The 26,065-nt window shown below is 71.1% G+C and carries 17 protein-coding genes and 1 pseudogene; 7 read left to right on the plus strand and 11 right to left on the minus strand.

What is annotated here, in order from left to right:
• Window positions 1-2 precede the first annotated feature (2 nt).
• The 5 genes from GXW83_RS24045 to GXW83_RS34390 all read left to right on the plus strand — a co-directional run bounded on the left by GXW83_RS24045 (window position 3) and on the right by GXW83_RS34390 (window position 8,343).
• Entirely contained in the window at window positions 3-200 is a 198-nt protein-coding gene (locus tag GXW83_RS24045; protein WP_182445134.1) for a hypothetical protein, read from the plus strand.
• Between the two features lie 221 nt (window positions 201-421).
• Window positions 422-2,929 carry a lantibiotic dehydratase family protein gene (locus tag GXW83_RS24050; protein ID WP_225447217.1) on the plus strand — a complete coding sequence of 836 codons (2,508 nt, stop codon included), beginning with the start codon at window positions 422-424 and terminating at the stop codon, window positions 2,927-2,929.
• Window positions 2,920-4,728, plus strand: a complete 1,809-nt coding sequence (locus GXW83_RS24055) for a hypothetical protein (protein ID WP_182445136.1) — start codon at window positions 2,920-2,922, stop codon at window positions 4,726-4,728. Before GXW83_RS24050 ends, GXW83_RS24055 begins: the two co-directional genes overlap by 10 nt.
• Complete coding sequence (locus GXW83_RS24060; protein ID WP_182445137.1) at window positions 4,725-6,701, plus strand: TOMM precursor leader peptide-binding protein; 1,977 nt, start codon at window positions 4,725-4,727, stop codon at window positions 6,699-6,701. The genes GXW83_RS24055 and GXW83_RS24060 overlap by 4 nt, the downstream gene beginning before the upstream one ends.
• Window positions 6,702-6,714: 13 nt before the next feature.
• Window positions 6,715-8,343, plus strand: coding sequence for a hypothetical protein (locus GXW83_RS34390; protein WP_225447218.1), 1,629 nt, complete (start codon window positions 6,715-6,717; stop codon window positions 8,341-8,343).
• A 728-nt stretch (window positions 8,344-9,071) separates the two neighbouring features.
• Here the strand turns inward: GXW83_RS34390 and GXW83_RS34395 are convergent.
• From GXW83_RS34395 to GXW83_RS24075, 3 genes and pseudogenes are all read right to left on the minus strand, one after another.
• Window positions 9,072-9,299 (minus strand): annotated as a pseudogene (locus GXW83_RS34395) (hypothetical protein); the annotation flags it as partial.
• Between the two features lie 37 nt (window positions 9,300-9,336).
• The gene (locus tag GXW83_RS24070) at window positions 9,337-10,137 is read right to left on the minus strand and encodes an FkbM family methyltransferase (protein WP_182445139.1); all 801 of its coding nucleotides are present in this window, start codon (window positions 10,135-10,137) and stop codon (window positions 9,337-9,339) included.
• Between the two features lie 502 nt (window positions 10,138-10,639).
• Window positions 10,640-11,251 carry an ice-binding family protein gene (locus GXW83_RS24075; RefSeq protein ID WP_182445140.1) on the minus strand — a complete coding sequence of 204 codons (612 nt, stop codon included), beginning with the start codon at window positions 11,249-11,251 and terminating at the stop codon, window positions 10,640-10,642.
• Here GXW83_RS24075 and GXW83_RS24080 point away from each other — a divergent pair.
• Window positions 11,179-11,550, plus strand: a complete 372-nt coding sequence (locus tag GXW83_RS24080; RefSeq protein WP_182447750.1) for a hypothetical protein — start codon at window positions 11,179-11,181, stop codon at window positions 11,548-11,550. The two genes, GXW83_RS24075 and GXW83_RS24080, sit on opposite strands and share 73 nt — an antisense overlap.
• Before the next feature lie 459 nt (window positions 11,551-12,009).
• Entirely contained in the window at window positions 12,010-14,091 is a 2,082-nt protein-coding gene (locus tag GXW83_RS24085; protein WP_182445141.1) for an ATP-binding domain-containing protein, read from the plus strand.
• 175 nt (window positions 14,092-14,266) lie between these two features.
• Here the strand turns inward: GXW83_RS24085 and GXW83_RS24090 are convergent, their stop codons facing one another.
• From GXW83_RS24090 to GXW83_RS24125, 8 genes are all read right to left on the minus strand, one after another.
• Entirely contained in the window at window positions 14,267-15,610 is a 1,344-nt protein-coding gene (locus tag GXW83_RS24090; protein WP_182445142.1) for a hypothetical protein, read from the minus strand.
• On the minus strand, window positions 15,607-16,857 hold the full coding sequence (locus GXW83_RS24095) for an ATP-grasp domain-containing protein (RefSeq protein ID WP_182445143.1): 1,251 nt from the start codon (window positions 16,855-16,857) through the stop codon (window positions 15,607-15,609). The genes GXW83_RS24090 and GXW83_RS24095 overlap by 4 nt, the downstream gene beginning before the upstream one ends.
• On the minus strand, window positions 16,845-18,107 hold the full coding sequence (locus GXW83_RS24100; RefSeq protein WP_182445144.1) for a hypothetical protein: 1,263 nt from the start codon (window positions 18,105-18,107) through the stop codon (window positions 16,845-16,847). The genes GXW83_RS24095 and GXW83_RS24100 overlap by 13 nt, the downstream gene beginning before the upstream one ends.
• 69 nt (window positions 18,108-18,176) lie before the next feature.
• Window positions 18,177-19,133 (minus strand): phytanoyl-CoA dioxygenase family protein, encoded by a 957-nt coding sequence (locus GXW83_RS24105; protein ID WP_182445145.1) that lies wholly within the window; start codon window positions 19,131-19,133, stop codon window positions 18,177-18,179.
• Entirely contained in the window at window positions 19,072-22,809 is a 3,738-nt protein-coding gene (locus GXW83_RS24110) for an ABC transporter ATP-binding protein (protein WP_182445146.1), read from the minus strand. The genes GXW83_RS24105 and GXW83_RS24110 overlap by 62 nt, the downstream gene beginning before the upstream one ends.
• Entirely contained in the window at window positions 22,806-24,464 is a 1,659-nt protein-coding gene (locus tag GXW83_RS24115) for an FAD-dependent oxidoreductase (RefSeq protein WP_182445147.1), read from the minus strand. The genes GXW83_RS24110 and GXW83_RS24115 overlap by 4 nt, the downstream gene beginning before the upstream one ends.
• The gene (locus GXW83_RS24120; RefSeq protein WP_182445148.1) at window positions 24,454-25,491 is read right to left on the minus strand and encodes an aminotransferase class I/II-fold pyridoxal phosphate-dependent enzyme; all 1,038 of its coding nucleotides are present in this window, start codon (window positions 25,489-25,491) and stop codon (window positions 24,454-24,456) included. The genes GXW83_RS24115 and GXW83_RS24120 overlap by 11 nt, the downstream gene beginning before the upstream one ends.
• Complete coding sequence (locus tag GXW83_RS24125; protein WP_182445149.1) at window positions 25,488-25,964, minus strand: hypothetical protein; 477 nt, start codon at window positions 25,962-25,964, stop codon at window positions 25,488-25,490. Before GXW83_RS24125 ends, GXW83_RS24120 begins: the two co-directional genes overlap by 4 nt.
• Window positions 25,965-26,065: the final 101 nt, after the last annotated feature.

The raw sequence follows: 26,065 nt of genomic DNA on the forward strand, positions 1-26,065 counted from the left end.
CCATGAGCGTTGACTTCGCCGCCTTCGACCTGACCGAGCTGGCCGTCCTGGACGTCGACGCCTCCGCCCCGCAGGGCCGCACCACGCTCCTCCCCAACAACCTGGAGGACCTGCTCGGCAAGCCGGGCATGGAGGTGACCGTGGAACCGATGTGCTGCTCCTGCGTCTCCTGCGTCGTCGCCAACGACATCAGCCAGTGACCCTGCCCCACCCTCGACGCCCCTGGCTCTGAGGCCGGCGTCCCCCTAGCCCGGCAGCTCCGGGCCGGCCCCGTGCGTTTCCTCGCCCCAGCTCACTGGAGGCGGGCAGACGCGTCCCACCTGGAGTCACCATCAGTCGATCCGGACCAGGTCAGGCCACCCACTCACAAGAACCGACGACCGGTCACCCCCTGGGACCGGCCGGCCTCGCCGACACCGCCATGGTGCGCGTCAACCCGTTGCCCGGACGCCGCCTGGGCACCGCCGCCCTGACCGGGGCGATCACCGCGCTGACCGAGGCGGAGCGGCAGTGCGCCGCGCTGGTCGACGCCGCCCGCGCCGAGCTGTTCGACCTCGCCGCGGGCGCCGACGGCCACGAGCTGCGGACCGTCCTGGAGCTCAAGCGCGCGGTCCACAACCAGCGCACCCCCAAACCATCGGCTGCGAGCCGCAGTTGGCCTGCCGCGACCAGCGCCTGGCTGGCCGCCCGGCAGCGCGGCGACCTCGCGCGGAGCGTGCTGACCACGGGCTACGAGAGCTGCCTCGCCGAGGAGCGGGCCGCCCTCGCGCAGACGGTCGCGGCCGAGCCGTTCCAGGTATCCCTGGCGCTCACCTCGCCCGGGGTCCTCGCGGCCGTGCGCCGTTACGCGCGCAGCGCCGGCCGCCCCTCCAAGCAGGACCGGAAGTCGGAGCGGGGCATCCTGCAGCACCTGGCACGGGCCATGGTGCGCACCTCGCCGCTGGCCCGGTTCACCGCCGTCGGCTTCGCCTCCTGGTACGAGCAGGGCACCGCGCTCGACCGGGTCACCTTCCAGCGCCGCCGGACGCACCCGGTCGTCTCGGTGGACCGGGCCCTGTTCGCCGCCCTCGTCGACGGCCTGCTGCCGGCGGGCGGCGAAGCGGCGCCGGCGGCCACCGTACGGCGCAACCCCTCGCTGCACACCACCCAGGACGCCGTACGGTTCCGCCGACGCGAGGGCGCGCAGATCCGGGTGCTCTCCACCCCGCTCACCCCGCACCTCGCCACCCTGCTGGACCTCCTCACGCTGGGGCCGGTCCCGCCCGCCGAGCTGGGCCGGGCACTGACGGACCGTCTGGGCTGCACCGGGCAGCAGGCCGCACAACTGGTCCTGGCCGCGTGCGAGGCACAGATCCTGCTGCCCGGGCCGGTCCTGGACGAGCAGGCGGCGGATCCCCTGCCGGCCGCCCTGGAACTGCTGCGCGGGCACGACCCGGCCGCGGCCACCGCCCTGGCCGACGCGGCCTCCTCGCTCGACCGTCTCCCGCACGCCACCGTGACGGAGCGGGTGGCCCTGCTGAACCGCCTGGACGCGGTGCAGCAGCAGCTGACCGGGCACGGCACCCGGCCGGGGCGGCTGCGGGTCAACGAGGACTACGTGCTCGACCCGTTCGCGGTCTCGGCCGACGGCTACCGGCCGGCGCTCGACGACTTGGCCGAGGTCGCGGAGTTCGCTGGGCTCTTCGAGCGCCACCACGGGCTGCGGGCGCTGGCGTGCGCCCTGTTCGTCGAGCGCTTCGGTGCTGGAGCCTCGGTCCCGCTGGTCGACCACGCCACCGCTTTGGTCGGGGCGCTGCGCGGTGCCGAGGCCCGCCTCACCGAGCCGGACGGGAACGTCGGTCCGCGTGACGGTTCGCTGGCCCAGCTGCTGAAGGCGCGCGCCGCCGCCGTGCGGACGATCGGCGAGCGGATCGCCCGGCACCGGGCCGAGCGGCCGCAGGCCGAGGAACTGGCGCTGGAGCCCGGTCTGCTGGCCGAGTTGGCCGCCGCGCTGCCCGAGCGGTTCCGGCGCCCGGCCGCCTCCTACGGGCTGACGGTCCAGCCGGTGGCGGGTCGGCTTGTGCTCAACGGGTGCTTCCCCGGCCACGGCATGCTCGGCATGCGCTTCCTCGGCGCGGACCGCGAGCTGGGCGGCCGGGCGGCCGAGTCGATCGCCCGGCGCGCCACGGCGGTCTTCTCGGCGGACGGCGTCGAGCCGTGCGAGGACCGCGGCCTGCACGGGTTCAACATCAACCACCGCGTCCCGCTCCTGGAGCGGACCGTCACCCCCGGCCGGTGGCTCGGGATCCGGCTCGCCCACGACCCCGACCGCGACGAGCTGGTGCTGCTGGACGCCGACGGCGCCCGGGTGCGTCCGGTCACGCTGGGCATGCGCTGGCAGGAGCTGCACCCGGCCCCGCTGCGCATCGCCACGCTGCTGGTCGACACCAGTACGGTGGCGGTCGACGCCTTCGGCTGGGAGCGGCCCCCTGCGAGCGAAGCACCGCACCGCACTTTGGCGTCACCACGATTGACGGTAGGTCAGGTAGTTCTGCAGCGCCGCCGCTGGTATCCCGGGGCCGACTTCCCGTCCGCGCCGGGCCTCACCGAGGCGGCGCGGCACCTGATCGACCTCACGGCCTGGCGGGCGGTGCACGCGGTCCCGGACGAGGTCGTGATCAAGACCGGCTCCGACCGGGCGGCCCCGGCCCGCATACCGGCGGGCGGCGGCCGACCGGCGCAGTGGCGGCCGGAGAAGCCGCAGTACGCCGACCTGGCCAGCGCGCTGGCGGTCCGGGCGCTGCCCTGGTACCTGGACCGCCGCACCCCCGGCAGCTACCTGGAGGAGGCACTGCCGGGGGTGCACCGGGGGCGCCACGCCGTCGAGTGGGTCATCGAGTTCGACCGCCCCGCCGGGGCCCGATTCCAGCTGAGGACGTCATGCGAGTGAAGCTCCGCCCGGACGCGCACTGCGCACCGGTGCCGCAAGGGATCCACTGGAGCCGGGGGGACCGCACGTTCGTGCTGTCCGGTCCGCCCACGCTGTTCACCGTCGTCGACGACCAGTTCGGCGCCCTGCTCGACGGCACGAGCGTGGACGAGATGGTGGCGGCGACCGGGGACGAGCGGTCCCGGCCGGTCCTGAAGCACATCGTGCGCGCGCTGCTGGCCCAGGACGTGCTGATCGACCTGGACGCGGCGGGCCCGCTGCCGGACCGGCGCAGCGCCGAGGAGCACGCCGCGCTGCTGTGCTACCTGGAGGCCAACTGCGCTGAGCCCTACCGGGCGTTCGCCGCGGTGCGCGCCGCCCGGGTGGCGGTCGTCGGCGGCGGGCCCGGGGCCGACGCGGTGCGCCGCGGGCTGGCCGCCAACGGCGCCGGGGAGATCGCCGGGCTCGACCGCTCCGCGCTGCCGGAAAGCGCCGCCCACGCGACCGTGGTGGTGCTGATCGACGACTGCGATCGCCCGCTCGACCTGCTCGCCACCGTCGCGCTGCTGGCGCCGGGCACCCCCGTGCTGCCGGTGGCCGCCGGGCCCGCCGTCGCGCTGGTCGGGCCGGTCTGCACCGACCCGGCCGAGGTGCGGGCGTTCCTGACCGTGAGGGCCCGGGCCACCGACTGGCAGCTGACCGGGGTGGACTCCGCGGCCCCGCGCCCGATCAGCGCGGTGCTGGCCGGGTCGCTGGCCGCCCAGGGCGTGCTGGCCCACGTGGCCGGCACCGCGCGCGGTCCGCGCACCGCCTGGGTGGTGCACGGCCACGCGGTGCAAACCACAGCCGTCCCGGTGCCGCGGGCCGGGACCGGACCGGTCTGGCGCCCGCTGGAGCCGGCGCGGATCGGCGAGCCCGGGCGCGAATCCGCCTCCGAGGCCGGCGCGGAGCCCGGCACCGAAGCCATCGCCCCGTCTCCGGCCGAGGAGTCCGCGTTCGACGCCGCGCTCACCGCCCGGTGGACCGGCCTGGCCCGCTGGGGCCCTGACCTGGACCTCCCGCAACTACCCCTCAGCCTGGTCACCGCCCAAGTGGTGCCCGGCCCCGGACCGTCCGGCGCCCTCGTCGGCGGGGTCGTCGGTCCGCACGTCCTGGGATGGGGCCAGAATCGCGCCTCCGCCGGACTGGCGGCCGGGCTGGCCGTGCTGCGCCGCCGCGCCGCCGAGGAGTGGGCCGAGGACCTGGCGCAGGAGGGGGGCAACCCGAAGCCGGTGCCCGCGGCCGGGCTCACCGAGGTCCACCTCCTGGTGGACGGCCTGCTGCGGCAGGCCGGACAGGAGGCCCTGGCCCGGTCCGCCGGTGCCCCGCTGGCCTGGGAGGAGGTCGAGGGCATCCCCACCCGGACGCTCTGGGGCCTGCTGAGGGACTTCTTCGACGTCCCCGCCGAGCTGCGCCGGCACACCGTGACCGGCCTGGACTGGCAACTGGTCAGCGTGGTGGACGAGGTCACCGGCGATGTCCTGGCCACGCAGTGGGGCCCGGACCAGGCCTCCGCCGCCTACGCGGCCCTGTTCGCCGCCACCGCGCGTGCCCAGTTCCAGGCGTCCGTGCGGACCGCACCGCAGGCGCCCGTCCTGCCGCCGGACCCGGTCGGAACGTGGTCGCTGGAGACCGCCCCGCAGGCCGAGGTGGACGACTGCCTGCGCCAACTGCTGGCGCGTGCCCGGGGCCTGGGGCTGCAGCCGCGCGCGCGGCGGCTGCTCCGCGACGCGACCGCGGGCGAGCTGGCGCTGCCGTGCGGCTGGGTGGCGCCGGCATGAGCGCACGGATCACGAGCCCGCAGACCACCAGCGCACCGGTCACCGACGCACGGATCCTGCCGGGGCCCGGCGCGCCGGCCGACCTGCTGGCACTCCCCTGGCACGAGCTGACGGACACACTCGGCCCGCTGCTGATCGCGGTCTGCGCGGGCTACGACGCCGCGTGGGAGAGCCGGGCACTGGCGCTGGCCCGTGAGCAGGGCCGCCCGCTGCTGTCGGTGCGGGCGACCCCGGCCGAGGTCCTGCTCGGGCCGCTCTGGACCCCCGACGGCGGGTCGGCCTGCGCCGGCTGCGCGCAGGTCCGCGACGCCGACCGCGACGCGCCGGGCAACGCCGCCGACCCGGCCACCGCCCCGGCGGCGCCACCGGCACCGCGACGGCGGGCCGCAGGCGCGCCGGTCCTCGCGCCCGCCCTGGGGCAGCTCCTGGCCGAACTGCTCCGGGACGCCCGGCCCCTGCTCGCACCGGGCGACCTGCTCGCGCTCACCCGCGAAGGCCTGCTGCGCCGGCACCGGGTGGCGCCCAGCCACCGCTGCCCCGCGTGCGCGGACGATCCGGGCCCGCGGGTCGCCAGGCCCTCGGACCCGCCCCCACCGCGTCCGCTGCTCCCCCGGCCCACGTCCGCCGCGCTGCCCGACCGCGGCGAGCCGCCGTTCGGCCTGGACCCCGAGCGGATGCGCGCGGCATTGACCGACGCCCGGTTCGGGCCGGTGCTCGGGACTCAGCGGCTGCGGCTGGTCGCCATGGCGATGACCGAGACCCGCCTGCTCGGAGCCACGTTCGCGGGCTACGGCCGCGGCTCGACCTTCCGGCACGCCGAGCCCGTGGGCTGCCTGGAGGCGTACGAGCGCAGCGGCGGCTATCCGCACGTCGCCCCACTCGTGCGCGGCGCCACGGCCCGCGAGCTGGGCGAGCAGGCGATCGGGCTCGCCGGGCTGGGCCACCACACCGCGCGGCAGCTGGAGGCGCCGCTGAGCAGCCTGCGGCCGGTGGACGAGGACACCCCGATGGACTGGGTCTGGGGCCACCCGCTGGACGGCGGCCCGCCGCTGCTCGTCCCGGCCGAGGTGGGCTTCTACCAGTACAGCTACCCGGCCCTCTCCGACGCACCGGAACACGTGGGGCGCACGCGCCACTTCCACGACTCCTCCAGCGGCTGCGCGCTCGGCGGAAGCTACGAGGAGGCCGCTCTGCACTCGCTGCTGGAGCTGGCCGAGCGCGACGCCTTCCTGCTTTCCTGGCACCGCCGCCGGCCGCTGCCGCGGATCGCGCCGCAGGAGATCACCGACCGCGAGTGTCGGCTGCTGATCCGGCAGATCGAGGACCGGGGCTACCAGGTACACCTGCTGGTCGCCACCGCCGACCTGGCGATCCCGGTGATCTGGGTGCTGGCGCTGCGGGAGGACGGCCGGGTGCCGGCCACCCTCAGCTCCGCCGGCTCCGGTGCGGACCCGGTGGCCGCCGCCCGGGCGGGCCTGTGGGAGCTGTCCCAGATGGTCAGCGCCGGAGCGGACTGGGACGTCGAGGCGACCCGGCCGCTCGCCGCCGACCCCTGGCTCGTCGCCCAGATGTCCGACCACCACAAGCGCTACGCCTACCCCGAACTACTGCCCCGGATGCGCGAGTTGCTGGGCGGACCGGTGGTCAGCCCGGCGCAGGCCTTTCCCGGCTGGCCGGACGAGTTCTCCAGCGCCGCCCGCGGGGACGTCACCGGGGCACTGCGCTTCGTCGCGGCGCTGTTCCGGCGGGCGGGCCTGGAACGCATCGTGGTGGTCGACCAGTCCACGCCCGAGCACACCGCCGCCGGGCTGTCCGTCGTCAAGGCGGTGGTTCCAGGCATCCTGCCGATGTGCTTCGGACAGGCACAGCAGCGGCTCGCCGGGCTCCCCCGGCTGGCCTCCGCGATCGCGGAGGCCACCGGCACGCTGCCGCGCGAGGAAGACTTCCCCTTCGATCCCCACCCCTTCCCCTGAGACGGCGCCGCCCATGACGACCACCACCGACGTCCGGCTCTTCGCCTACCGTCAGGGCCCGTTGCGGACCGGCCTGGCCGAGCTGCCCCTGGGGAGCGACACCGAACCCACCACCTCGACCCTGCCACCGGCCCGGGCCCGCGGCACCCGTGGGCGTCCGCTGCCGGCCGGCACCCATCGGCTGCTGGCCGACGCACCGTACCCGCAGCCGCTGCCGGCCGACGCCCTCGCCGCGCTGGGCCCCGGGGACCTGGCGGGCCACCTGCTGGTCTGCGCCCTCGGCCTGCAACGACGCGAGCCCTCGCACCAGTTCAACGACCACCGGGTGACCGCCTCGGTACGCAGCCAGTTCCCCGTGCACGCCTTCGTACTGGCGCCCGACGGATCCCGCGCCTACCTGGACGTCTACCGGCACGCGCTGGTCGACCTGGTGGACGACGCGGACGTCTCGGACGACGTGGACGACTCGGACAGCGGGGGCGTCGAGGGCGACCTCGCGGAGCTGCTCCCCGCCCCGGGCGACCTCACCGTGGTGCTGGCCGCGCGCTTCACCGACCTGCCGGTCACCTACGGGCGCCTGCGCTGCACGCTGAGCCTGCTGGAGCTGGGCATCAATCTGCGTGCCCTGCACACCGCCGCCGACCTGCTGGGCGTCCCGGTCCGGCTGCGCTCGGACGCCGCGCTCACCCGTGCGGCCGCCCGGCTGCTGGAGAACAGCGGTCCCGGGGCCTGGTCCCCGCCGCTGGTGGTCACCCTCGAAGGCGCCGGCCCGCTGCCGTCCAGCCGCCGACTGCCGGGCACGGACGGGTCCGGGGATGTGGAGCGGCACGCGTGGGAACGCGGGCTGCTGCGCGACCAGTCCGGCCAGGAGTCGCTCCGGGAGGCGGACGCGGTGACCGCCCCGCTGGCCGCGCTCTCGTGCGGCACGGGCGAACCGGTGCGCAGCGTACCGGACCTGGCGCAGCGTGAACCGGCGGAGCACCGCCCTGCGGGGCGTGAGTCGGCGGACCCGGATGCCGGCCCCGCGCGGCCCGACTGGGCTCAGACCCTGTGGAACCGGTCCGCTGGGCGGACCCGGGCCGGCCTGCCGGGGTTCTCCGCCCGACCCGCCGTGCTCGGTGCGGCGTTCCTGCGCGACACGCTCGCCTGGCTCGAGGTGCCGGCGCCGGGCCCGCTGCTCCCCGAGGTGGGTCGCCGAGTGCGGACCCGCGTCGTGCTGCAGCGGACCGCCGGTCTCCCCACCGGCCGCTACGCGGTGACACGCGGACACGTGGAGTGCGAGCAGCAGGACCCCGATCTGATGCGGCGGTTCGCGGACGCCTTCGGCTACCCGCTGACGCCCGCCATCGACTGCGGGCTGCGCCACGCGAACGCCGTGTGGGTCTTCGCCGCCGACCTCGACGGGATCCTGGGGGAGTTCGGGCCGGCCGGCTGGTCGCTGCTCCAGCTGTGGTGCGGCTGGGCCACCCACGGGCTGACCACCGCCGCCGCAGCGCACGGGCTGTTCGCCCGCCCGGCCCGCTCCTTCGGCGAGTTCTGGCTGCAGCGGACGCTGGAGCTGCCCCGCTCGACGTTCCCGGTCTTCACCCTCATCTGCGGCCGCTCCCGGTTCAGCGAGCCAGTCCTCGACATGAGGGTCTGACGCAGCCCTTGCCGAACACCTCGTCCATGCAGGTGGGGTGGCCCTTCGACGTCAAGTGCGGATGCTCGACCAGGCGCCGCCGCGCGGCGGCGGCGAGCGCGGCATGATGACCGGTCGTGCTGCTGGAACCGGGGCCCCGGGCAGGACGCACGCGCTCGCACCGCTGCGGCTGCTCCCGGTGAGCGCCCGCGAGAAGGACATCGAGATCCTGGCCCTGCGCCACCTTGATCACCGTCCTGGAAAGACAGCTGAACGGACAGCTGCTCCGATCCCAGGCCGACGCCCGCGCCCTTATGGCGTCGCTGCTCCAGAGCCTGCCCCGGAAGGCCCTGCGCCGGACCCGACTGCCGGTGCGACCAGGCACCGTCCCGCGCTGACACCGAGACACGGCCGCCCGCCGGCACCCCGCCAAGTCCAGGCCAAAGCGGGGAGGCCGCCCCGCACCGTGCACCCGATCCGAACTCTGGTACTGCGCCTGGAAGGCCGCCGCCGGGCCTTCGACATCGCCTTCGACGGCCGACTCTCCATCGGCCGCCGCTAACCCACACCACCCGAGTCACACCGCCGGCCGTACAGACCTGCCAGTAGTTGCCGGCGGTGGTGGCCAAGTTGGTACGGGCTGCCGGTGCGGCGGCGCAGTTGTCGGTCGCGGTCCACGCGGCGACAAGGCGGTCGAGGGTGTCGTAGGAGGAGCACTGCTGGTCGGTGACGGTGGTTCCGGCCTCGGACTGCTGGTCGGTGTCCGAGGTCAGGTTCCCGGCGGCGTCGTAGGTGTAGCTGGTGTTGTCGACGGCGGGGCCCGGGGCCTGGGTGCGGGAGATCAGGGAGTTGGTCAGGCGGCGGGTCTGTACAGCCTGTCCGGCGTGGAAACTCAAACTCGGGGCTGACCTGCCACGTTTCACCGCCCACCCCACCGCGCAATGGGTCACCACCCAGGCCGCCGGGAACCTCGCCATGGACTGCGCCACACCAGCTCCAGACCGCTGCGCGTGATCAGGGCCTGACTGCGAACACCATGCCGATGTCACCGGCCTGCTGCACCGGGTCCTGCTCGGCGCTGACCGTGAAGCCGTGCGTGAGAAAGACCTCGCGGACTGTGTCGCGGTTCTGCTGCCAGCGCTCCACCTCGACGACGGCCTGGCGCACCAGCGGCCAATGCCGTTCCTCGATGCCGGTGAGCACATCAAGCTCTGCGCCTTCCACATCGACCTTGAGCAGGTCGATTCGGTCGATGCACTGCTCGTCGAGCACTGACGACAGGGGCCTGACCTTCACCCGGTGCATCTCAAGCCGCCGCATCACCCGCAGCTTGCGGCCGACCAGAAGAGCGAGGACGGGAGCGGGTACGCGGCGCAGGACCGGTCCCAAGCCGCCCTGGCGGACCATCTCGACAACGCCGGCGGTTACCCGCCGCCGCTCGGCCTCGATGTTCCCCTGGTCCCGCAAGGCGGACGAGAAGATCGTGGCGGCCGGAACGTAGCTGAAATCGAGCTCGTCATCACAGGACGCCAGACCGTAAGGGAGCACGGTCAGACGTCCGTTGAAGAACTCGCGGGCATTGCGTTCGAGCGTCGCGTGGAGTGGGGGCACCGGCTCGAAGGCGTAGATCCGCACATCCCCGTCCAGCCGCTCATAGACGGCTGCCGAGAACACTCCGATATTGGCGCCCACGTCGAGTACCGTCCCGCCCGGTGGGCACTCGACGCCATGGGTGAAGTAGCCACCCACCTCCTCGCGCAGGAAGGACGCCTCCCAACGATTGATACTGTGCAGTTCAATCGTTTCCATGGCCATGACAAGGAGATATATCAGGGCTGGGGCCAACAATCCAGCCCTGGCGTTCCATCCTCTGCACGGATTCTGATCTGGGATTACGTCCTGAGAGGCTCAGGAAGCCATCGCTGCAGGTGGGGTACGCGCGGCCGTGGCCTGCGACGGTGTGACAATGATCGTTTCGCTGGTGTACCGCGCCGTCGGGAGACTGCTGTCGCTGCCGGAGCTGCTGCTCCGACGGGAGGCGTCGGTGGAGCCTGAGGTACGGTCCTGCGGCAGGAGAACACTTTGCGGCGCAGAACCAGCGGACCGGTTCTGGTTCTCCGCCCTGTCCGCGCTGCTACCCCGGCAGCGGTGGTCCGTGCCTTCCCCGTCACCCCGAGCACCCTGCTGACCAGGCGCCGTAAGCCGACCGCCCGCAAGTGGGACTACAGCGTGCGCCGTACCCGAGATCCCCGAACAGCTGCCGATGGCTCGCCAAGGCCGTGACCGTGCCCGGACGAGCCATCGAGCGCGCTTTGCCTCAGGAATGCCGGCGGGTCGTGGCCCGGCGACGCAGGAGGACGGCGCCTGCGCTGATGGCGGCGATGCTCGCCAGGGCAGACCCGACCGCGACCTCGGTGGTGTCCAACCCGGAGACGCTGCTACCGGTCCCGGCCCCAATCCCGCCGATGGGACGGGGCCCTGGGCCGCCAGGGTGCTGGTGGCCAGGTCCGCCCGGGCCGCCGGGGTGATGGTGGTGGTGATGGTGTTGTCCACCAGTACCGCCGGTGGTGCCTGCGGTGGCACCGCCGGTCGCGCCACCCGTAGTCCCGGCGGCGGTGCCGCCGGTGGTGCCGCCGCTTGTGCAGGTGGACGGGGTGATGTTGTCGGCGTCCAAGGTGACTGACCCGTTCTGGGCCAGGGCGCGGCCGTTGATGGCCACTCCGGTGGTCACCGAGCTGGACGTCAGGGCCAGGACGGTGCCGATGAATGTCGAGTGGGTTCCGAGTGTGGCCAAACATCCGACCCTGCCAGAAGACGTGCAGGGCTGGGCGCCTCGTGCTCGGAGGTGCGCTGTGGATGGCGCTGTGGGAGTTCGCCCGGTACGGATCCGGGGCCTCGGTCCGCAGCAAGTCCCGGGTTCGGGTGTCACCGATTAATGCTCTCAAGGAGGCATGGGCCCGATCGCTTTCGTTCGTCCTCGTCGTGTTTCCCACCGCCATGCAACTGGTCGGACCGGCCCGGTACTGCTTCTACACGTTCTTTCTTACCCTGGTGGCCCTCGAACTCGGGGCTGTGGAGCGGCCCTCCGGGTGGCAGGCGGCCCTGGTCCGGGCCGGTCTGACGTGCGTCGGCACGGGCGTCGCCGTGGCGAGCGGATTCCTCTTCGAGCGCGTCAGGGGTCAAGCGCACTGCCCCATCGAAGCAGGGAACGACGATCACGCCGACTGACCCCACGCCTGCCCGGCTCGCGCAGCTGATCCGTGGTCACGGGGCTTGGAGGCGCTCCACCAGGTCAGAGACACGACCTTCGCCGAAGGGTCCGCACTCCAGGTGCAGCACCCGCCCTGCACGAGTACCACCATGCGGTCCGAGAACAAGCGCCAAGGCACCGGCGGGCAAAAGCGTGGAACTGCCTTGGGGCGGCTGGGGGGGGCGTCACGTACGTGAGGCAGCAGTGCCGGCTGCGGCTGTCCGGAACTCCTGGTGAGCTTCGTTACACCTCGTATACAATCTGTGACACACCTGGTTCGCGCCTTCAGCCGTATCTGATCCTGCGTCATTTCGTAGACACCAGAATGCTTCTGTGTATCAGCCGGGTGGTCGCAGAGAGCGTGGGCCTTCCACGCGTAGGCTTCTGGCTCGGTGACTTCTCTGAACCGAATCCGCCCCGGGAAAAGGAGAGTTGAGATGTCCTACGAGGTCGCACTGGCTGAGCAGCAGCAGCGCGTCGATCGGCTGTTTCGCCGGGTCGACGTGGAATCGACGCAGCTGGCCGGTCAACTGGCTTCCGCCGAAGGGCAATCGCTCGAGGCCGAGTCCTTCGTACGCCGGCTGGCCGCCCTGCGAGCCGCGGAGCAGGACGGCCTGTGCTTCGGAAGCCTGGATTTCGGCGAGGGCGACCTCCTGCACGTCGGGCGCGTCGGGCTGTCCGACGAGCAGGACGAGCGCATCCTGGTCGACTGGCGGGCGCCGGTCGCCGAGGCCTTCTACCAGGCCACCGCGGTAAGGCCGATGGGTGTTCGGGTACGGCGGACCATGCGCCTGAACGGCCGTCGGGTCGGTCACGTCAACGACACGCTTCTCGGCACGGAAGCAGAGGACCCCGGCGACTCCGTCCTCGCCGGGGACGCCGCGCTGCTGGCCGCCCTCCGCGAGCCCCGGACCGGGCGGATGTCCCCGGTGGTGGCGACGATCCAGGCGGAGCAGGACAGGATCATCCGCACCAGGACACGGGGGGTACTGGTGATCCAGGGCGGCCCCGGCACCGGGAAGACGGTGGTGGCCCTGCATCGGCTGGCCTATCTCCTGTACGCGGAACGCGAGCGGCTGGCAGCCCGCGACGTCCTGGTCGTCGGCCCCAACCAGGATTTCGTCCGGTACATCGACCAGGTGCTGCCCTCCCTCGGCGAACACGGCGTGCGCGCGGGAGAACTCGCCGATCTGCTGCCCGGTATCCGGCCGAGCCGCCAGGAGGGGGACGATTCGGTGCGGCTCAAGGGGAGCCTCCACATGGCCGAGCTGCTTGCGAGCACGGTCCGCGCCCGGCAGCGCACTCCTGACGAGGAGGTGGTCGTGGACACCGGACGAGGGACCACGGGCCAGTGCCGGGTGACACTGGCCCAGGAGGCGCTGGCCTTCTCCCGGGAGGAGGCCCGTGCGAGCGGCCTGCCACACAACCTCGCCCGTGCTGTCCTCGTGGACTCGCTTCTGCCAGGCCTGGTGGAGCAGGTGGTCGACGCCTTCGGCCGGGAGCTCATCCCACCGGAGCTGGAGCGCGGCGTCCTTCGCAGCATCCGCGAGGACCTGCTGACCGATCCCGAACTGCAGTCGGCCATAAGCCGGTTCTGGCCGGTATTGACCCCCGAGGAGCTGGTGTACGGGCTCCTCGAGGAGCTGGACCCAGCGCTGCGCCGTGCCGCGGAGGAAGGTTGGACGGAGTCCGATGTTCCGCTGCTCGACGAGGCCAACGCCCTGCTGAACGGCGAGTCCGGTCTGCTGGGCGAAGTCCGGCCGTACGGCATCAGCGAGGCGGAGAGCCAGCGGTATCACGCCTGGACCGCCACCTTCGGCCACATAGTGGTGGATGAGGCGCAGGAGTTCTCCCCGCTCGCTTGGCGGATGTTGGCCCGACACTGCCCGAGCCTGTCCATGACGGTGGTGGGTGACCTCGTCCAGCGAAACTCTGCTTCCGGGATCGGCGACTGGGCGGAGACTTTCGAGGCCGTCGCGCGCGGCCGATGGCACCAGGAGCAGCTGACCGTCAACTACCGCACACCCGCAGAGATCATGGCCTGTACCCGCCAGGTCTTGGCCGCCATCGATCCGGCGGCCGTGGCCCCCGTCTCGGTGCGGGCGGGAGCTGTCGCACCGAGGGCGACTAGGGTCTCCGCTGAAGGCCTGTCCGCGGCTGTGCTGGAGGCGCTCCTCGCCCGGCCGTCCGGGGACGGCCACGGCACCACCGTGGTCATCGCCCCCAGTTCCATGGTGACCGACCTGCGGACACGGCTGATGCACGCGCTTCCCGTCGAGCACGCACGGACCACCCGGGTGTCCCCGGTCTCGGACACGAAGGGGTTGGAATTCGACCGGGTTGTCCTGGTCGAGCCACAGGGGATCGTGGACCAGCGGGCGCAGGGCCTCAGTGACCTCTACGTGGCCCTGACCCGGGCCACCCGGGAGCTGGTCGTCGTGCATGCTCGGGAGCTCCCGTTCGCGCTGGCCGAGGGGCTGGCTCAGGTGAGCATCGACGCGGCCGTGGTGGCCCAGTGAGCGCCGAGCCGGTGCGGGGGCCGGCATGGGGGCCGGGGACGCCGCACGGCCGCACTCGCTCGGGTGGAGTCCGCGCCTGCGCACCATGACGACATCCGTGCGGCGCCCGCCTGCGCCCGGCCCGCGAGAACCCGTGCGGGGTTCTTGCAGGCCGGCGCCGCGGGGCACTGTTTCGTCAGATGAGGCCGTTCTGGATCACCGCGACCGCGTCGGCGCACGTCGTCATGGATTCGAGGCCGAGCTTCGCGGCGAACTCCGCCACGAAGGGCGCGATGACGCCATCGGGCAGCAGGGAGCCGACCGGCACGAACTCGCCTGACAGATCGGGCAGCTGATGGGTGACACCGTGTCGGGCCGCCGTTGCGGTGATCCGGCGCACCAGACCGTCAAGGGGGCCTGAGAACTTGTGCGACGGCGACTGCCTGACCACACCGCGGACCTCTGCTTCCAGCGCTTCCGGGTCCATGTCGTAGATTCCGGGCAGCTGTTCGACTGCTGCGCGATGGATGAGCACTTCGGACAGTTCGGGACGGACGCGTTCCAGGCCCAGTCCACCTGACATGCGCGGATTGACCTCGGTGGCGAAGAAGCCGTTCTCGTTGAGGATCCCATCCGCGCTGAACACACCCCGAAAGCCGGCATTCACCGCCAGGTACTCACCCGTGCGGCGAGCGAACTCACGAATGCGCTCGGCCGACTCCGGGTCGGGTCGCCAGCGGTTTGAGGAGCCGCACAGCACCAGCCGCCCTTTCGTGACGTCACACAGGGTGACGATCTCGAAGGGCTCGAAGACCGCCACTCCGTCACGCAGCACAATGCCGATCACACTCCACGGAATTCCAGGCAGGAATTCCGCCACGCGTACCCTGTCGACGGTCTCGCGCAGATCGTCCAGCACGGTCTCCAGCCCGGCGGTGGTCCGGACCCACCGCAGCCCTCGCCCGGCGCCCATGATCTCGCTTGTCGAGTCGCCCGCCACCACGACGCCCAGGCCGCGGTCCAGGTCGGCCAGTGCGCTCCGCACCGAGGAGTCGTCAACGTCACCTATGACATGACGCGGCGAAGGGGCGCCGATCTCCCGCCAGAGTTCCTCGACGCGAACCTTGTCCTCCCAGAGCGCCCACTCGGGGCGCCGCCAGCCGTGGACGGTGCGGCCGCACAGCGTGGAGACAGTCGCCTGGGAGTTGGGAAACACCGTCAGGGATCGCTGGGGATCCACACGGTCCAGCCAGGAGGCGAATGCGGGGCCGGGATCATGCAGCCACCTGTCAAAAGCGTCTTTCCTCTCGGCGGCAACGCCGTGGTCCGCACAGATCCACAACCGGGGCACGCTCGGTGAGCCGAGCGCCGGCTCGGCCCCGGAAACGGCGGCCGAGACCTCGGCACCGTACCTGGCCAGTGCGGTGACATACGAGGACGTGATGCCGGTGAGACGGGGTGTCATCACTAGTGCACGGCGATCCTGCCAGAACTCACGCAAGGCCCCTGCGATCGCGGGCAGGACTTCCGGTCCGCTCATGACCGTCCCTTCTCATGATGTGGTCCCCCGTTGATCCGGACGACCGTGTCGATCACTTCCCGCAGAACCGCTTCGCAGGTCTCGTGGTCCTCCGCCTCGACCAGGGCCATTCCGAGCTTCACCCGTGAGCTGTGAGCCATGTCCGGCATGACGGCACCGGCCGGAATGCGCAGCAGAACGTCGACCACGCCCGGGATGGAGGCGATGTCCGAGGGCACGAGCCGGCTGAGGCAACCCGCCATGGGCGGTAGGTGGGTGTATCCGAAGGCCCGGTCCGCAGGCTCGGGTATCTCTGTCTCCTCGCCGGTGGCAGCCCTGACCGCGGCGGCCCAGATGTCGATCCCGAGAACCTTTCCGACCAATGTCTGGATCCATCCCCCGCCGGGACGGGCCGCCAACTCGCCGGCGACGAACCGTCCCGGGCCTCCGAAGACCTCAAGGTGGAAGACGCAGTCGGTCAGGCCCAGGGCGCGCAGCGCGTCGGCGGCGAAGTGCCGTGCCTCGGCATAGAGTTCGGGTTCGGCACCGGGCGGGAAGGAGGCGGTCGCCGTCGGGTGGCCGTTCTTGGTCTCGATCAACGGCGCGAGGTACCGTGACACGAGGACCGCCTCCACACTGCCGTGACGGATCAACCCGTCGAAGTGCCACTCATCGCCCTCGTTGCGCTCCTCGACCAGCAGCCGTCGGGTGGTGGGGCGTTCCCGCAGGATGTCGCGGACGGCTTCGGGCAGGGAGGTTTCGTCGTTGACGGCCCGTACTCCGACGGTTCCGGCGGAGGCGAGGGGCTTCACGATGAAGGGCGGTGCCATTCCCCGGGCGCGGACGGCCTCGGCGGCGGCTTCGGGATGTCCCTGAACGTCCGGGACCACGGCCCAGTTCGCGGTGGGAATGCCGGCCCGGCGCCAGGCGGCCTTCTGCAAAGCCTTGTCACGACAGCGCAGAGCCACGTCCGGATCCAGAGCCCGGGCACCGAGGACCGCCCCGAGGAGAGCCGCCGGCACCACCGCGAACTCCTTGAGGGTGACCACTGCGTCGACTCCCCCGGGCCGAACGCCCACCTCTTCCAGGGCGAGCAGCAGTGCGTCGAGGTCCGCGTAGGTCTCGACCAGGTGTGAGCGTGCGACTTGTTCCAGCACCGTGCCGGCGCGCTCCCTCTCCCACGGCTCGTAGAGCACAGTGATTTGATGACCCGAGGACGTGAGAGCCTGCACGGGTTCCGCGTGCAGTCCCAGCATCACGACATGCACCGGACCACCGGCTCCCCGTTGATCCGACGAACCGCTCCGATGACCTCGCGCAGCACCCCTTCACAAGCCTCATGATCCTCTGCCCGCACCAACACGCTCCCCAGGCCGATGCCCGAGCTGAGGCGCATGTCGGGCATCACCTCCCCGGGCCGGACGGACAACTCCACAGCCGCCACCCCGGCAATGTTTGAGATGTCCTGCTGCCGGATCCGACTCAACCTGCCTGCGGTGCTCGGGAGGAACATCCAGCCGTAGACGTCGTCGCTCACCGTGCCGATTTCGATGGGATCGCCGGTCACCGTCAGCACCCCCGCGACCGACAGGTCCACTCCGATGGCGGCCCTCACCGTCCTACGAATCCACCCCCCGCCCGGACGCGCCGCCAACTCACCCGCCACAAAACGCCCCGGCCCACCGAACACCTCGAAATGAAAGGCCCCGTCACTCAGACCCACCGCCCTCAGCGCCTCAGTAGTCAAACCCACGGCCTCCTCATACAACTCCGACTCCACAACCGGATGAAACGAGGCACTCGCCGCAGGACACCCGTTCCTCGTCTCGATCAACGGAGTGAGATAACGCGAGACCAACAACGCACCCCCCTCCACCCGCCCACCACGAACAAGCCCGTCGAAGTGCCACTCATCGCCCTGGTTGCGCTCCTCGACCAGCAGCCGACCGGCGCTGGGCCGGTCCCGCACGATCCCGCCCACCACTGCGGCGAGGTCGCGGTCGTCCTCGGCGACCCGCACGCCCCGACTTCCGGCGGAGGCCAGCGGCTTCACGATGAACGGGCCCTTCAATCCCGCCCTGCGAACTTCCCGGACCGCGAGTGCCGGACGCGCATCGACCTCTTCCGTCCCCGGGACGACGGTCCAGTTCGCGGTGGGGATGCCGGCCCGGCGCCAGGCGGCCTTCTGCAAGGCCTTGTCACGACAGCGCAGAGCCACGTCCGGATCCAGAGCCCGCGCACCGAGAACCGACCCGAGGACTGCTGCCGGAAGAACCGCGAACTCTGTCAGGGCGACCACGGCATCGACGCCTCGCGCCGTCGCGCCGATCCGCCCCAGCGCGGCCAGCAGAGAATCGACGTCGGCGTACGATTCGACCCGGGCCGACCGGTCCACCCGGCGGGTCAGTTCCTGCGCAAGCACGGCTTCGCGCTCGTCGAACAGCATGCTGACCTCGTGACCGCTGCACAGCAGCGTCCCGACAGCATCGGGCACGGCACCCAGGATGACCACGTGCATCGCTGCCCCCCTTTCCTCTGCGTTCCTCGTACGCGTGTCCTGATCGGTGCGTCGGTAGACGTGGGCCCCTCAGAATCCCTCGGTCGAGCGCGCACCCAGGACCGTGACATCGGTTCCGAATCGGGATGCGACCACCGGCATCCCGCCGTCGAATTCCAGCGCCGGGTCGCCGGACCAGCTGTTCACATCAGTGATCAAGCTGTTCCGCGCGGCGATCGGCAGCCGGTCCTCAGGAGCCATGGCCGGAAGCAACTGCTCGCGGGCTATGGGCGCGCGCGGGTGCTGGAACCGTCCATCGATCGAGATCCGGGTCATGGCCGAACCGTTCGGCGCCGTGCCGTGCACGGTCAGACTGTGGAAGACCACCACATCACCCATCACGACGTGCGGTTCGACGACACGGTCCGTTTCGAACGCCACCACCTGCCCCTTCGCCGCCGGCCCGCGCTCCACGTCCAGCAGTCCTTCCCGGTGCGAACCCTCGACCAGGGCTATTCCGCCTTCCGTGCAGTCGTGCAGGGCGACCCAGACCGTGTACACCTCAGGATCACCTTGGACGAACCAGTAGTCCTGGTGCATGGGCTGCGCCCCCGATCCCGTCGCCCCGGCGGCGCCGTTCAGCCGGATCCAACGCCGTGGATGCAGAAAGGGCTTGTCCGTGTCCAGGACGAACGCCATGAACGCCAGAAGGGGCTCGGACCGGAAGGCGGAAGCGTACTCCGGGCAGTCGTAGGCGGCCCTGCGCATGGCCAGGACCTGACGGCCGGACAGCTGACGCCGCATCGTCGCCCAGTCCGGGATGGTCTCGGGGTACTCGCCCGAGGCCATGAGCGCCGACAGCCGGTGGCGGAAGTCAAGAATCGTCTGGCGGGGGACGGCCTTGCGGGCGACGACCAGCCCGTCCGCCCGCAGCCGCTCCTTCGCCCGGGTGAGGTCGCCCTCCGAGGCGTCGGCGAGATCGACTTCATGCATTGTCCATGACCTCTCCGCGCTGTGCCGGCGTCGCCGCCGCGTGCTGACCAGCACCCGTCTGAGCCGCCCACAGCCGGGCGTACTCCCCGTCCACGTCCATGAGTTGATCGTGGGTACCGGTCTCGGTGATGCGGCCGTCGTTCAGCAGGACGATCCGGTCGGCCCGGGCCGCCACCTCCAACCGGTGTACGACCAGGACGGTGGTCCGGTCACGCATGACCGACCGCATGGCCGCGGTCACAGCTGCCTCGCTCGCCGTGTCGAGGGACGCTGTCGCCTCGTCCAGCAGCAGGATGTCGGGCTCGGCCATGTGCGCGCGCGCCAGTGCGAGCAACTGCCGCTGCCCCGCGGAGAGGTTCTCGCCGCGCGAGGCGACCGGGTGATGGTAGCCGCCGGGCAGTCGCGCGATCATTCGGTGCGCCCCGACCTCCCTTGCCGCCGCCTCCACCTGTTCGTCGGTGGCCTCCGGCCGGCAGTAGGCGATCGTGTCCCGCACAGTGCCCGTGAACAGAAAAGGCTCCTGAGGCACGGTGACGATCCTGCGCCGGTAGGAGTGCACGTCGAAGGTGCGCGCATCGGCTCCGTCGATGAGGACGCTGCCGACCGTGGGTTCATAGAACCGCGCGATCAGCTTCACCAGGGATGACTTGCCCGCACCGGAGGCGCCAACGATCGCCAGGGTCCGACCGGGATCGACCGTCATCCTGATGTCGGACAGGACTTCGCGGTCGCGGCCGGGGTAGGTGAAGGAGAGGTCGAGCCGGACGGCTCGGAACGGCTCGCGGGCAGGTTCACCGGACGACGAATCGGACTCCGGCACGCAGAGGAGTTCGCTGATCCGGCGGACCCCGACCACTGCCTGCTGGTAGCTGTCGAAAGCCTGCGACAGCTGCTGCGTCGGTGAGAAGAGCATGTCCAGGTAGATCAGGTAGGCGAGCAGTACGCCCCCGGAGAGCGTCCCATGGTGGAGCGCGCCCACGCTGAGCCAGATCGCCGCCACCGCGCACATGTCGAAAAGGAACTGCAGGAACGGAAAGTAGACGGCGATGTTCCGCTGGAGACCCAGCCGGGCGCGGCGATAGTCGTTGCTGAGCACACGGAACTGTTCGCGGCTGTGCTCGCCGCGGTCGAAGGCTTCCGAGAGCCTGGCCCCCCGCACGCTCTGGTGCAGGCTGGCGTTGACCTCGCCGGCCTTGGTACGCGTGGCTGTGTAGACGTGCCGGGCCCGCCTGCGGAACCAGACGGTGGCCCCGACCGCCAAGGGGAGGGCCGCAAACAGCGGTGTGCTCAGCAGCGGGTCCAGCACGACCAGTACGGTGAAGGCCGCGACGACGGTCAGCCCGCTGACGGCCATGGGGATCAGACTGGACTGCGCGAAGGAGGCGATGACGTCCAGATCGGCAGTCATCCTGGTCAGAAGCCGCCCCGTGCCCTCCCGCTCGTGGAAGTCCAGCCCGAGCCGCTGGACGTGGCCGAAGATCGCTGTCCGCAAGCGGTAGAGGAGCCGCTCGGCGACCCGCCCCGCTGTCCGTGTGGTGCCGACGTCCACTGCCCATCCAGCGATCGCTGCGGCCAGGGCAGCGAACATGAGCAGCACCAGGACCGCGCCCCGATGCCTGGCGATGCCCTGGTTGATGCCCGAGCGGACGAACAGCGGGAACGCGATGGCGAGCAGGGTGTCCAGGACGAGCAGCACGGTCAGCAGGGCGAGGGGCATGCGGAAGGGCCTCAGCAGGCTGCGCATCCGCAACGGCGCGACGACCTGGTCGGAGCCCGGCCGACCTGCGTCGTCGCCGGTGTCCGGAACATCGCGCGGCGCACCCAGTTGGGCGACCCTGCGCAACAGGTCCGCAGTGGGCGGTCGCCCCCGCCGTGGCGCGCCTGCGCCGCTCCCACGTGCGGTCTGCGGCCGTTCCCAGGGGGACTGCTCGTCCAGGTCGGTCCCGATTTCCGCCTCACCTGCCTCGATGCCCTCCACGTCGTCGCCGGGGCCTGACAGGAGCAGCCGGTACAGGGGGCTGCGGGCGAGCAGTTCGTCATGAGTTCCGGTATCGACGACCTTGCCCTTGTCGAGCACCGCGATCCGGTCCGCCAGTCCCAGCGTCGAACGCCGATGGGCGATCAGGACCACTGTGCGGTCCGCCAGCAGCCCGCGCAGGGAATCCGCGATCTGCGCTTCGGTGCCGGCGTCCACGGCCGACATCGCGTCGTCCAGGACCAGAATCGGCGGCCTGCCGATCAGCGCACGGGCGATCGCAACGCGCTGGCGTTCTCCTCCGGACAACGTGAGTCCGCCTTCACCGACCACCGTCTCGTAGCCGTCCGGCAGCCCCCTGATGAAGGCGTCGGCGCCCGCCGACCTTGCTGCGTCGATCACCTCGTCGTCCGTGGCACCCTGCTTGCCGAAGGCGATGTTGTCCCGGATCGACTCGGAGAACAGGAAGCTCTCCTCGGGCACCAGGCCGATGTCTGCGCGCAGTGACGACAGTGTCAGCTCTCTGACATCCACTCCCCTCACCCTGACGCTGCCCCCGTGCACCTCGAAGAGCCGCGGCAGCAGGAGGGCGGCAGTCGACTTGCCGGACCCGACCCGGCCGACCAACGCCAGGGTCTCCCCCGCTGCCACCCGCAGGGAGAATCCGTTCAGGACCGGGCGCCCGGGTGCATAGCCGAACCGGACATCGGCGAACTCCAGCTCCGGGTCTCCGGCGGATTCCGCGCTGCGCAAGGGCAGGGGCACGGCCCCGGGTGCCTCGACCACCTCGGGTTGGGCGTCGATGACGTCGAAGATCCGCTGGAGTGCGGCTCGCGCTTGTGGCGCCGTGACGACCACCTGGGAGAGCATGGCCACCGGAGCTGCGAGCTGCGCGAGGTAGGTCACGAAGGCGAGCAGGGTGCCCAGCGTTATCGAGCCGTCCATCGCCAGATAGCCGCCGAGACCGAGGACGGCCGCCAGCCCCAGATTCGGCAGGACGGCCAGTGCGGGGTTGTACCGGCTGGTCATCCGCACGGTGCGCATCCTGAAGCCGAACAGGGCACGGGCGGCCGCGGTGAACTTCGCCGACTCGCGTTCCTCCTGCCCGAGCCCCTTGACGACCCGGACGCCCGCCACGAACTCGTCGACGACACCGGCCAGTTCCCCGGCCGCCTGCTGGGCCTGCCAGGTGGCCGGGTACAGCTTGCGCTGGGCCGCTCCGCCGTACAGCAGGTAGGCCGGACCGACGACCAGCATCACCAGGAACAGTCGCGGCGAAAGGAACGCCGTGGCCACCAGCGTGCCGGCGATCAGGAGCAGGTTTCCCATGATGAGCGGAGTGAAGGACAGCAGGCGTTGCATGATCGCCAGGTCGGAGGTGGCCCGGCTGAGCACTTGACCGGTGGCGATCCCGTCCTGCTTCGCGCCGTCCGTCCGAAGCAGTTTGCGCTGCATCTCGGTACGCAGATCGAACTGGACGCCCAGGGACATGTTGCCGCCGTGGTATCGGCGCAGGTAGGTCGCGGCGAAGTTCAGTACCGCCGCGCACCCCAGGGCGACCAGTACGTCCCCGACGGGACGGGCTCCGCCTCGGGCGAAGATCCGGTCGACCGCGCTGCGTTCGAGCAGTGGGACGGTGATTGCCAGGGCGACCGACAGTAACGAGGCGGCCAGACCGATCAGCACGCTTCCCCGGTAGCGCCAGCAGTACGACAGCAGCCTGCTGACCCAGTTGTCCCGCTCGGTCCGCCTCATGCGCGACCCCCGGCACTTGCCGCCATCGGCTCACTCTCCTTGACGTGCAGCTCCGCGCGGTGCAGGAGCTGCATGAAGACATCGTTCAAACGCGCGTGCGGGTCGGCGTCGGTGCCGACGGCACGATAGGCGATGTACCCATCGGGCCGGATGAGCACCGCCCCCTGGTCGCCGACTCCGAAGGTGGTTGCGAAGGCGCCGTCCGGGTCCTGCAGATCGACGCCGATCTGCAGGGCGTTCGCCTCGCCCAGGCCCAGATCCCGGGTGACGTCACCCATGGCGTCGCGCCACGGGCCGCCGGATTCGGCTGCCAGCAGGGTGTACTGATAATCGATCAGATCATGTGTGGCCACGGGACCGGCCGGGCCTCGGAAGACCATGTGCGGTGCGCGCATGCCGGGACGCCCGTCCAGGGAACCCGGCTCCACGGACTCCACCGCCTCAGCCACCGCTGATTCGTCTCCAGCCTCGTCGACGAAGGTGCCGGCCGGGTACCGGAATCCGAAAACGCAGTTCTGATAGGCCACTTCCGCGGCGACGGACTCGTCCCGGAGCCCCGGGGCCAGCCGCCGCACGTACAGGGCATGGGCCTGATCGGAGATGAACCGCGCGAACGCGCGCCGCTCCCTGGAGAAGTCGTCGATGGCCCCGGGACCGGCGACGCCGGTCACGACGTCCGCGAGCCGCCAGGCGAGTTCGGCGCCGTCCTGCAGGGCGGTGTTCCCACCGAAGCCGCCGATCGGCGGGATCAGGTGCGCCGCGTCGCCGATCATGACGACCCGCCCGGCCCGGAAGTCCACTGCCGTGTCGTCGACCATGTCCCAGCAGGTCACCTCGCAGATCGCGGGGTCGAGGCTGTCCAGTCCCACCACGTCGCGGACCAACCCGACCACCTCGTCGTGCGACCAGGTGTCACGGGCCTCGACACCGCTGGGGACCTCCATGGAGACGACGTAGCGGTTCGGCAGGTCGGTCGAGTGGACGGTGCCCACCCCTCGCGTCGGATGCCTCAGGAAGAACAGGATCTCGTCGGTGCCGATGAGCTCCCTGAGGTCGGCCGAGAAGACCACGCGAACGTTTTCGGCGATCTTGCCCCGACCGGTGCCCGGGACGTCCACCGCCGACCGCACCGCGCTCTGGTGTCCGTCCGCGGCCACCAGCCACTCGGCGTGCACCGCACTCGGATAGCCCGACTGGGAGTCACTCAGGTGGACGAGCAACCCGGTACCGTCCTCCTCGAACCCCACAAAGCCGGTGTTGAACCGGACGTCGACTCCTCGGCTCAGCGCATAGGCGCTCATCATGCATTCGAGCCGTTCCTGCGAGAGCAGCCCCCAGGATGCCGCGGAATAGCGGGACCAGTCGGGCATCCGGCGCTTCGGCTCAGCCAGTACGCCGCCCAGCACCGTCTCCGCGACACCGCCGTGGCGCCGGGCACCGGGGACAGTGGCCCTTCGCACGCCCTCGTCCAGGCCGAGGATCCGCAGGACCTCCATCGTCCGGACGTTCTGGACCCTGGCCTTGGGCTGCACCGATGTCGAGGGGTGGCGGTCCAGCACCAGCGGCCGGAGTCCGCGGTGGGCGAGGAAGGCCGCTGCGGACAGGCCGGCCAGACCTGCGCCGACGATCACGACGTCATGGCGTTCAACGGGCATGCTCCACCCCTTCTCCACCGCTGCAGGCGCGCGACAGCGCTTGCAGCGTCTGCTCGTTGACAGTCAGGCGCACCAGACGGGCGTCCTCGAAACGCGCATGGGCGCAGTCCCGGACAACATCGACGGCGGCGTCGAAACCGTACGCGGCCGGGACGATGAAACTCACGAAGTTGGCCGTCTGCGGCAACAACTGCACCTGGGGCAGGAGCCCGGCCACCAGGGCCGCGGCACGGGTGCGGTAGCAGCGGACGGCATCGAGCAGCGCTGTACGGGCCCAGGTCCAGTTCTCAGCGAACAGGGTCTGAACCACAGCCAGTTGGAAGTAGTCCAGCGCATAGGTGTCCATCAGCGTCCTGAGCTGCCGGATCCGGGCAGGCTCGGCGACCAGCGCACCCAGCCGTGCACCGGCCAGGCCGAAGGCCTTGGACAGGCTCAGGCAACCGACCAGGCCCGTTTCGAGCAACCCGGCCAGCTGCGGCAGCAGCGGCACGGGGGCGAAGGGGTCGTAGGTCAGGTCGACGACGCAGCCTCCGTCCCGCGCACAGATACGTGCCAGGGCATCCAGGGGGACGACATGGCCTGTCGGGTTGTTCGGCGAACAGACCAGGCGGGTCCACGGGCGGTCGTCGGCCTGCGACGCGCTTTCGGCGCCGTCCTCGACGGCGTAGGTACGGTGCGGCAGGCCGAGGCTGTCGGCGAGCAGCGGGTAGATGAAGTAGCCGGGCTCTGGCAGCAGGATGCCGTGCCCGGCCAGCGCCTCGCTCTGGAAGACGATTCTGAGCGCCTCCTTGCAGCCCCGTGTCAGCAGCACGCACTCGGGCGAGAGCGAGAACGCCTCGGCGACCACGGCGGTGGTCGCGGTCTGCTCCCGTGGGGGATAGCGGTGCCAGTCGCTTCGCGCCACCCTGTGGAGGACCTCCTGCTTGAACCCTTCAGGGAAATCGAACGGGGCCTCGGTCAGGTCCTTGCCTGCGGGCGGTCGCGTGAACGGTATCCCGGCGACCTCTCGGCGGTCGTCCTGCTTCATGCAGCGGTCTCGGCTGCACGTGCGCCGATCTCGTTCAACTGCTGCAGGCCGAGGCCGAGACTGTCGGTGAGGTACGCGCAGAACGACCAGTACTTGGCCCGCTCGGGAGTGAACGGGCCGAAGCGCGACACATAGGCGGGAATCCAGCTGAGGAACTCGTCGACGATCTCTCCCTCGCTGCGCTCGGCGGCGTAGTCCGTGAAGGCGAGGCTCTGGTGGTGGATGAACTTCCTGCCGGGGAGCGAGTCGCAGAGCTCGGCATACTCCATCGTCTGGAGGATCAGCTCGTGCCAGACTTCATCGACCTCCGAGGTGAGCGGAATGAAACCGCGGCTGCGCCCGGACATGATGAGGAGGAACTTCAGACATTCCTCCGTCTGCACAGCCAACTCGTCGTCCGAGCGGTCGGACAGATTCGCCCGCAGGGTCGCAACGACTTGGGGTTGCAGATAGTCCTCGATCTTGATGACCATATTCCTTCGAGATTCTCGTCCAGGTCCTTCTTGCGGCCATGGGGGCGGGCACCGGCTGCGTTCGCCGCGAGGCGGGACGCAACCGGTGCCGTCAGTGCTGG

Source organism: Streptacidiphilus sp. PB12-B1b, from assembly GCF_014084125.1.
Classification (GTDB): domain Bacteria; phylum Actinomycetota; class Actinomycetes; order Streptomycetales; family Streptomycetaceae; genus Streptacidiphilus.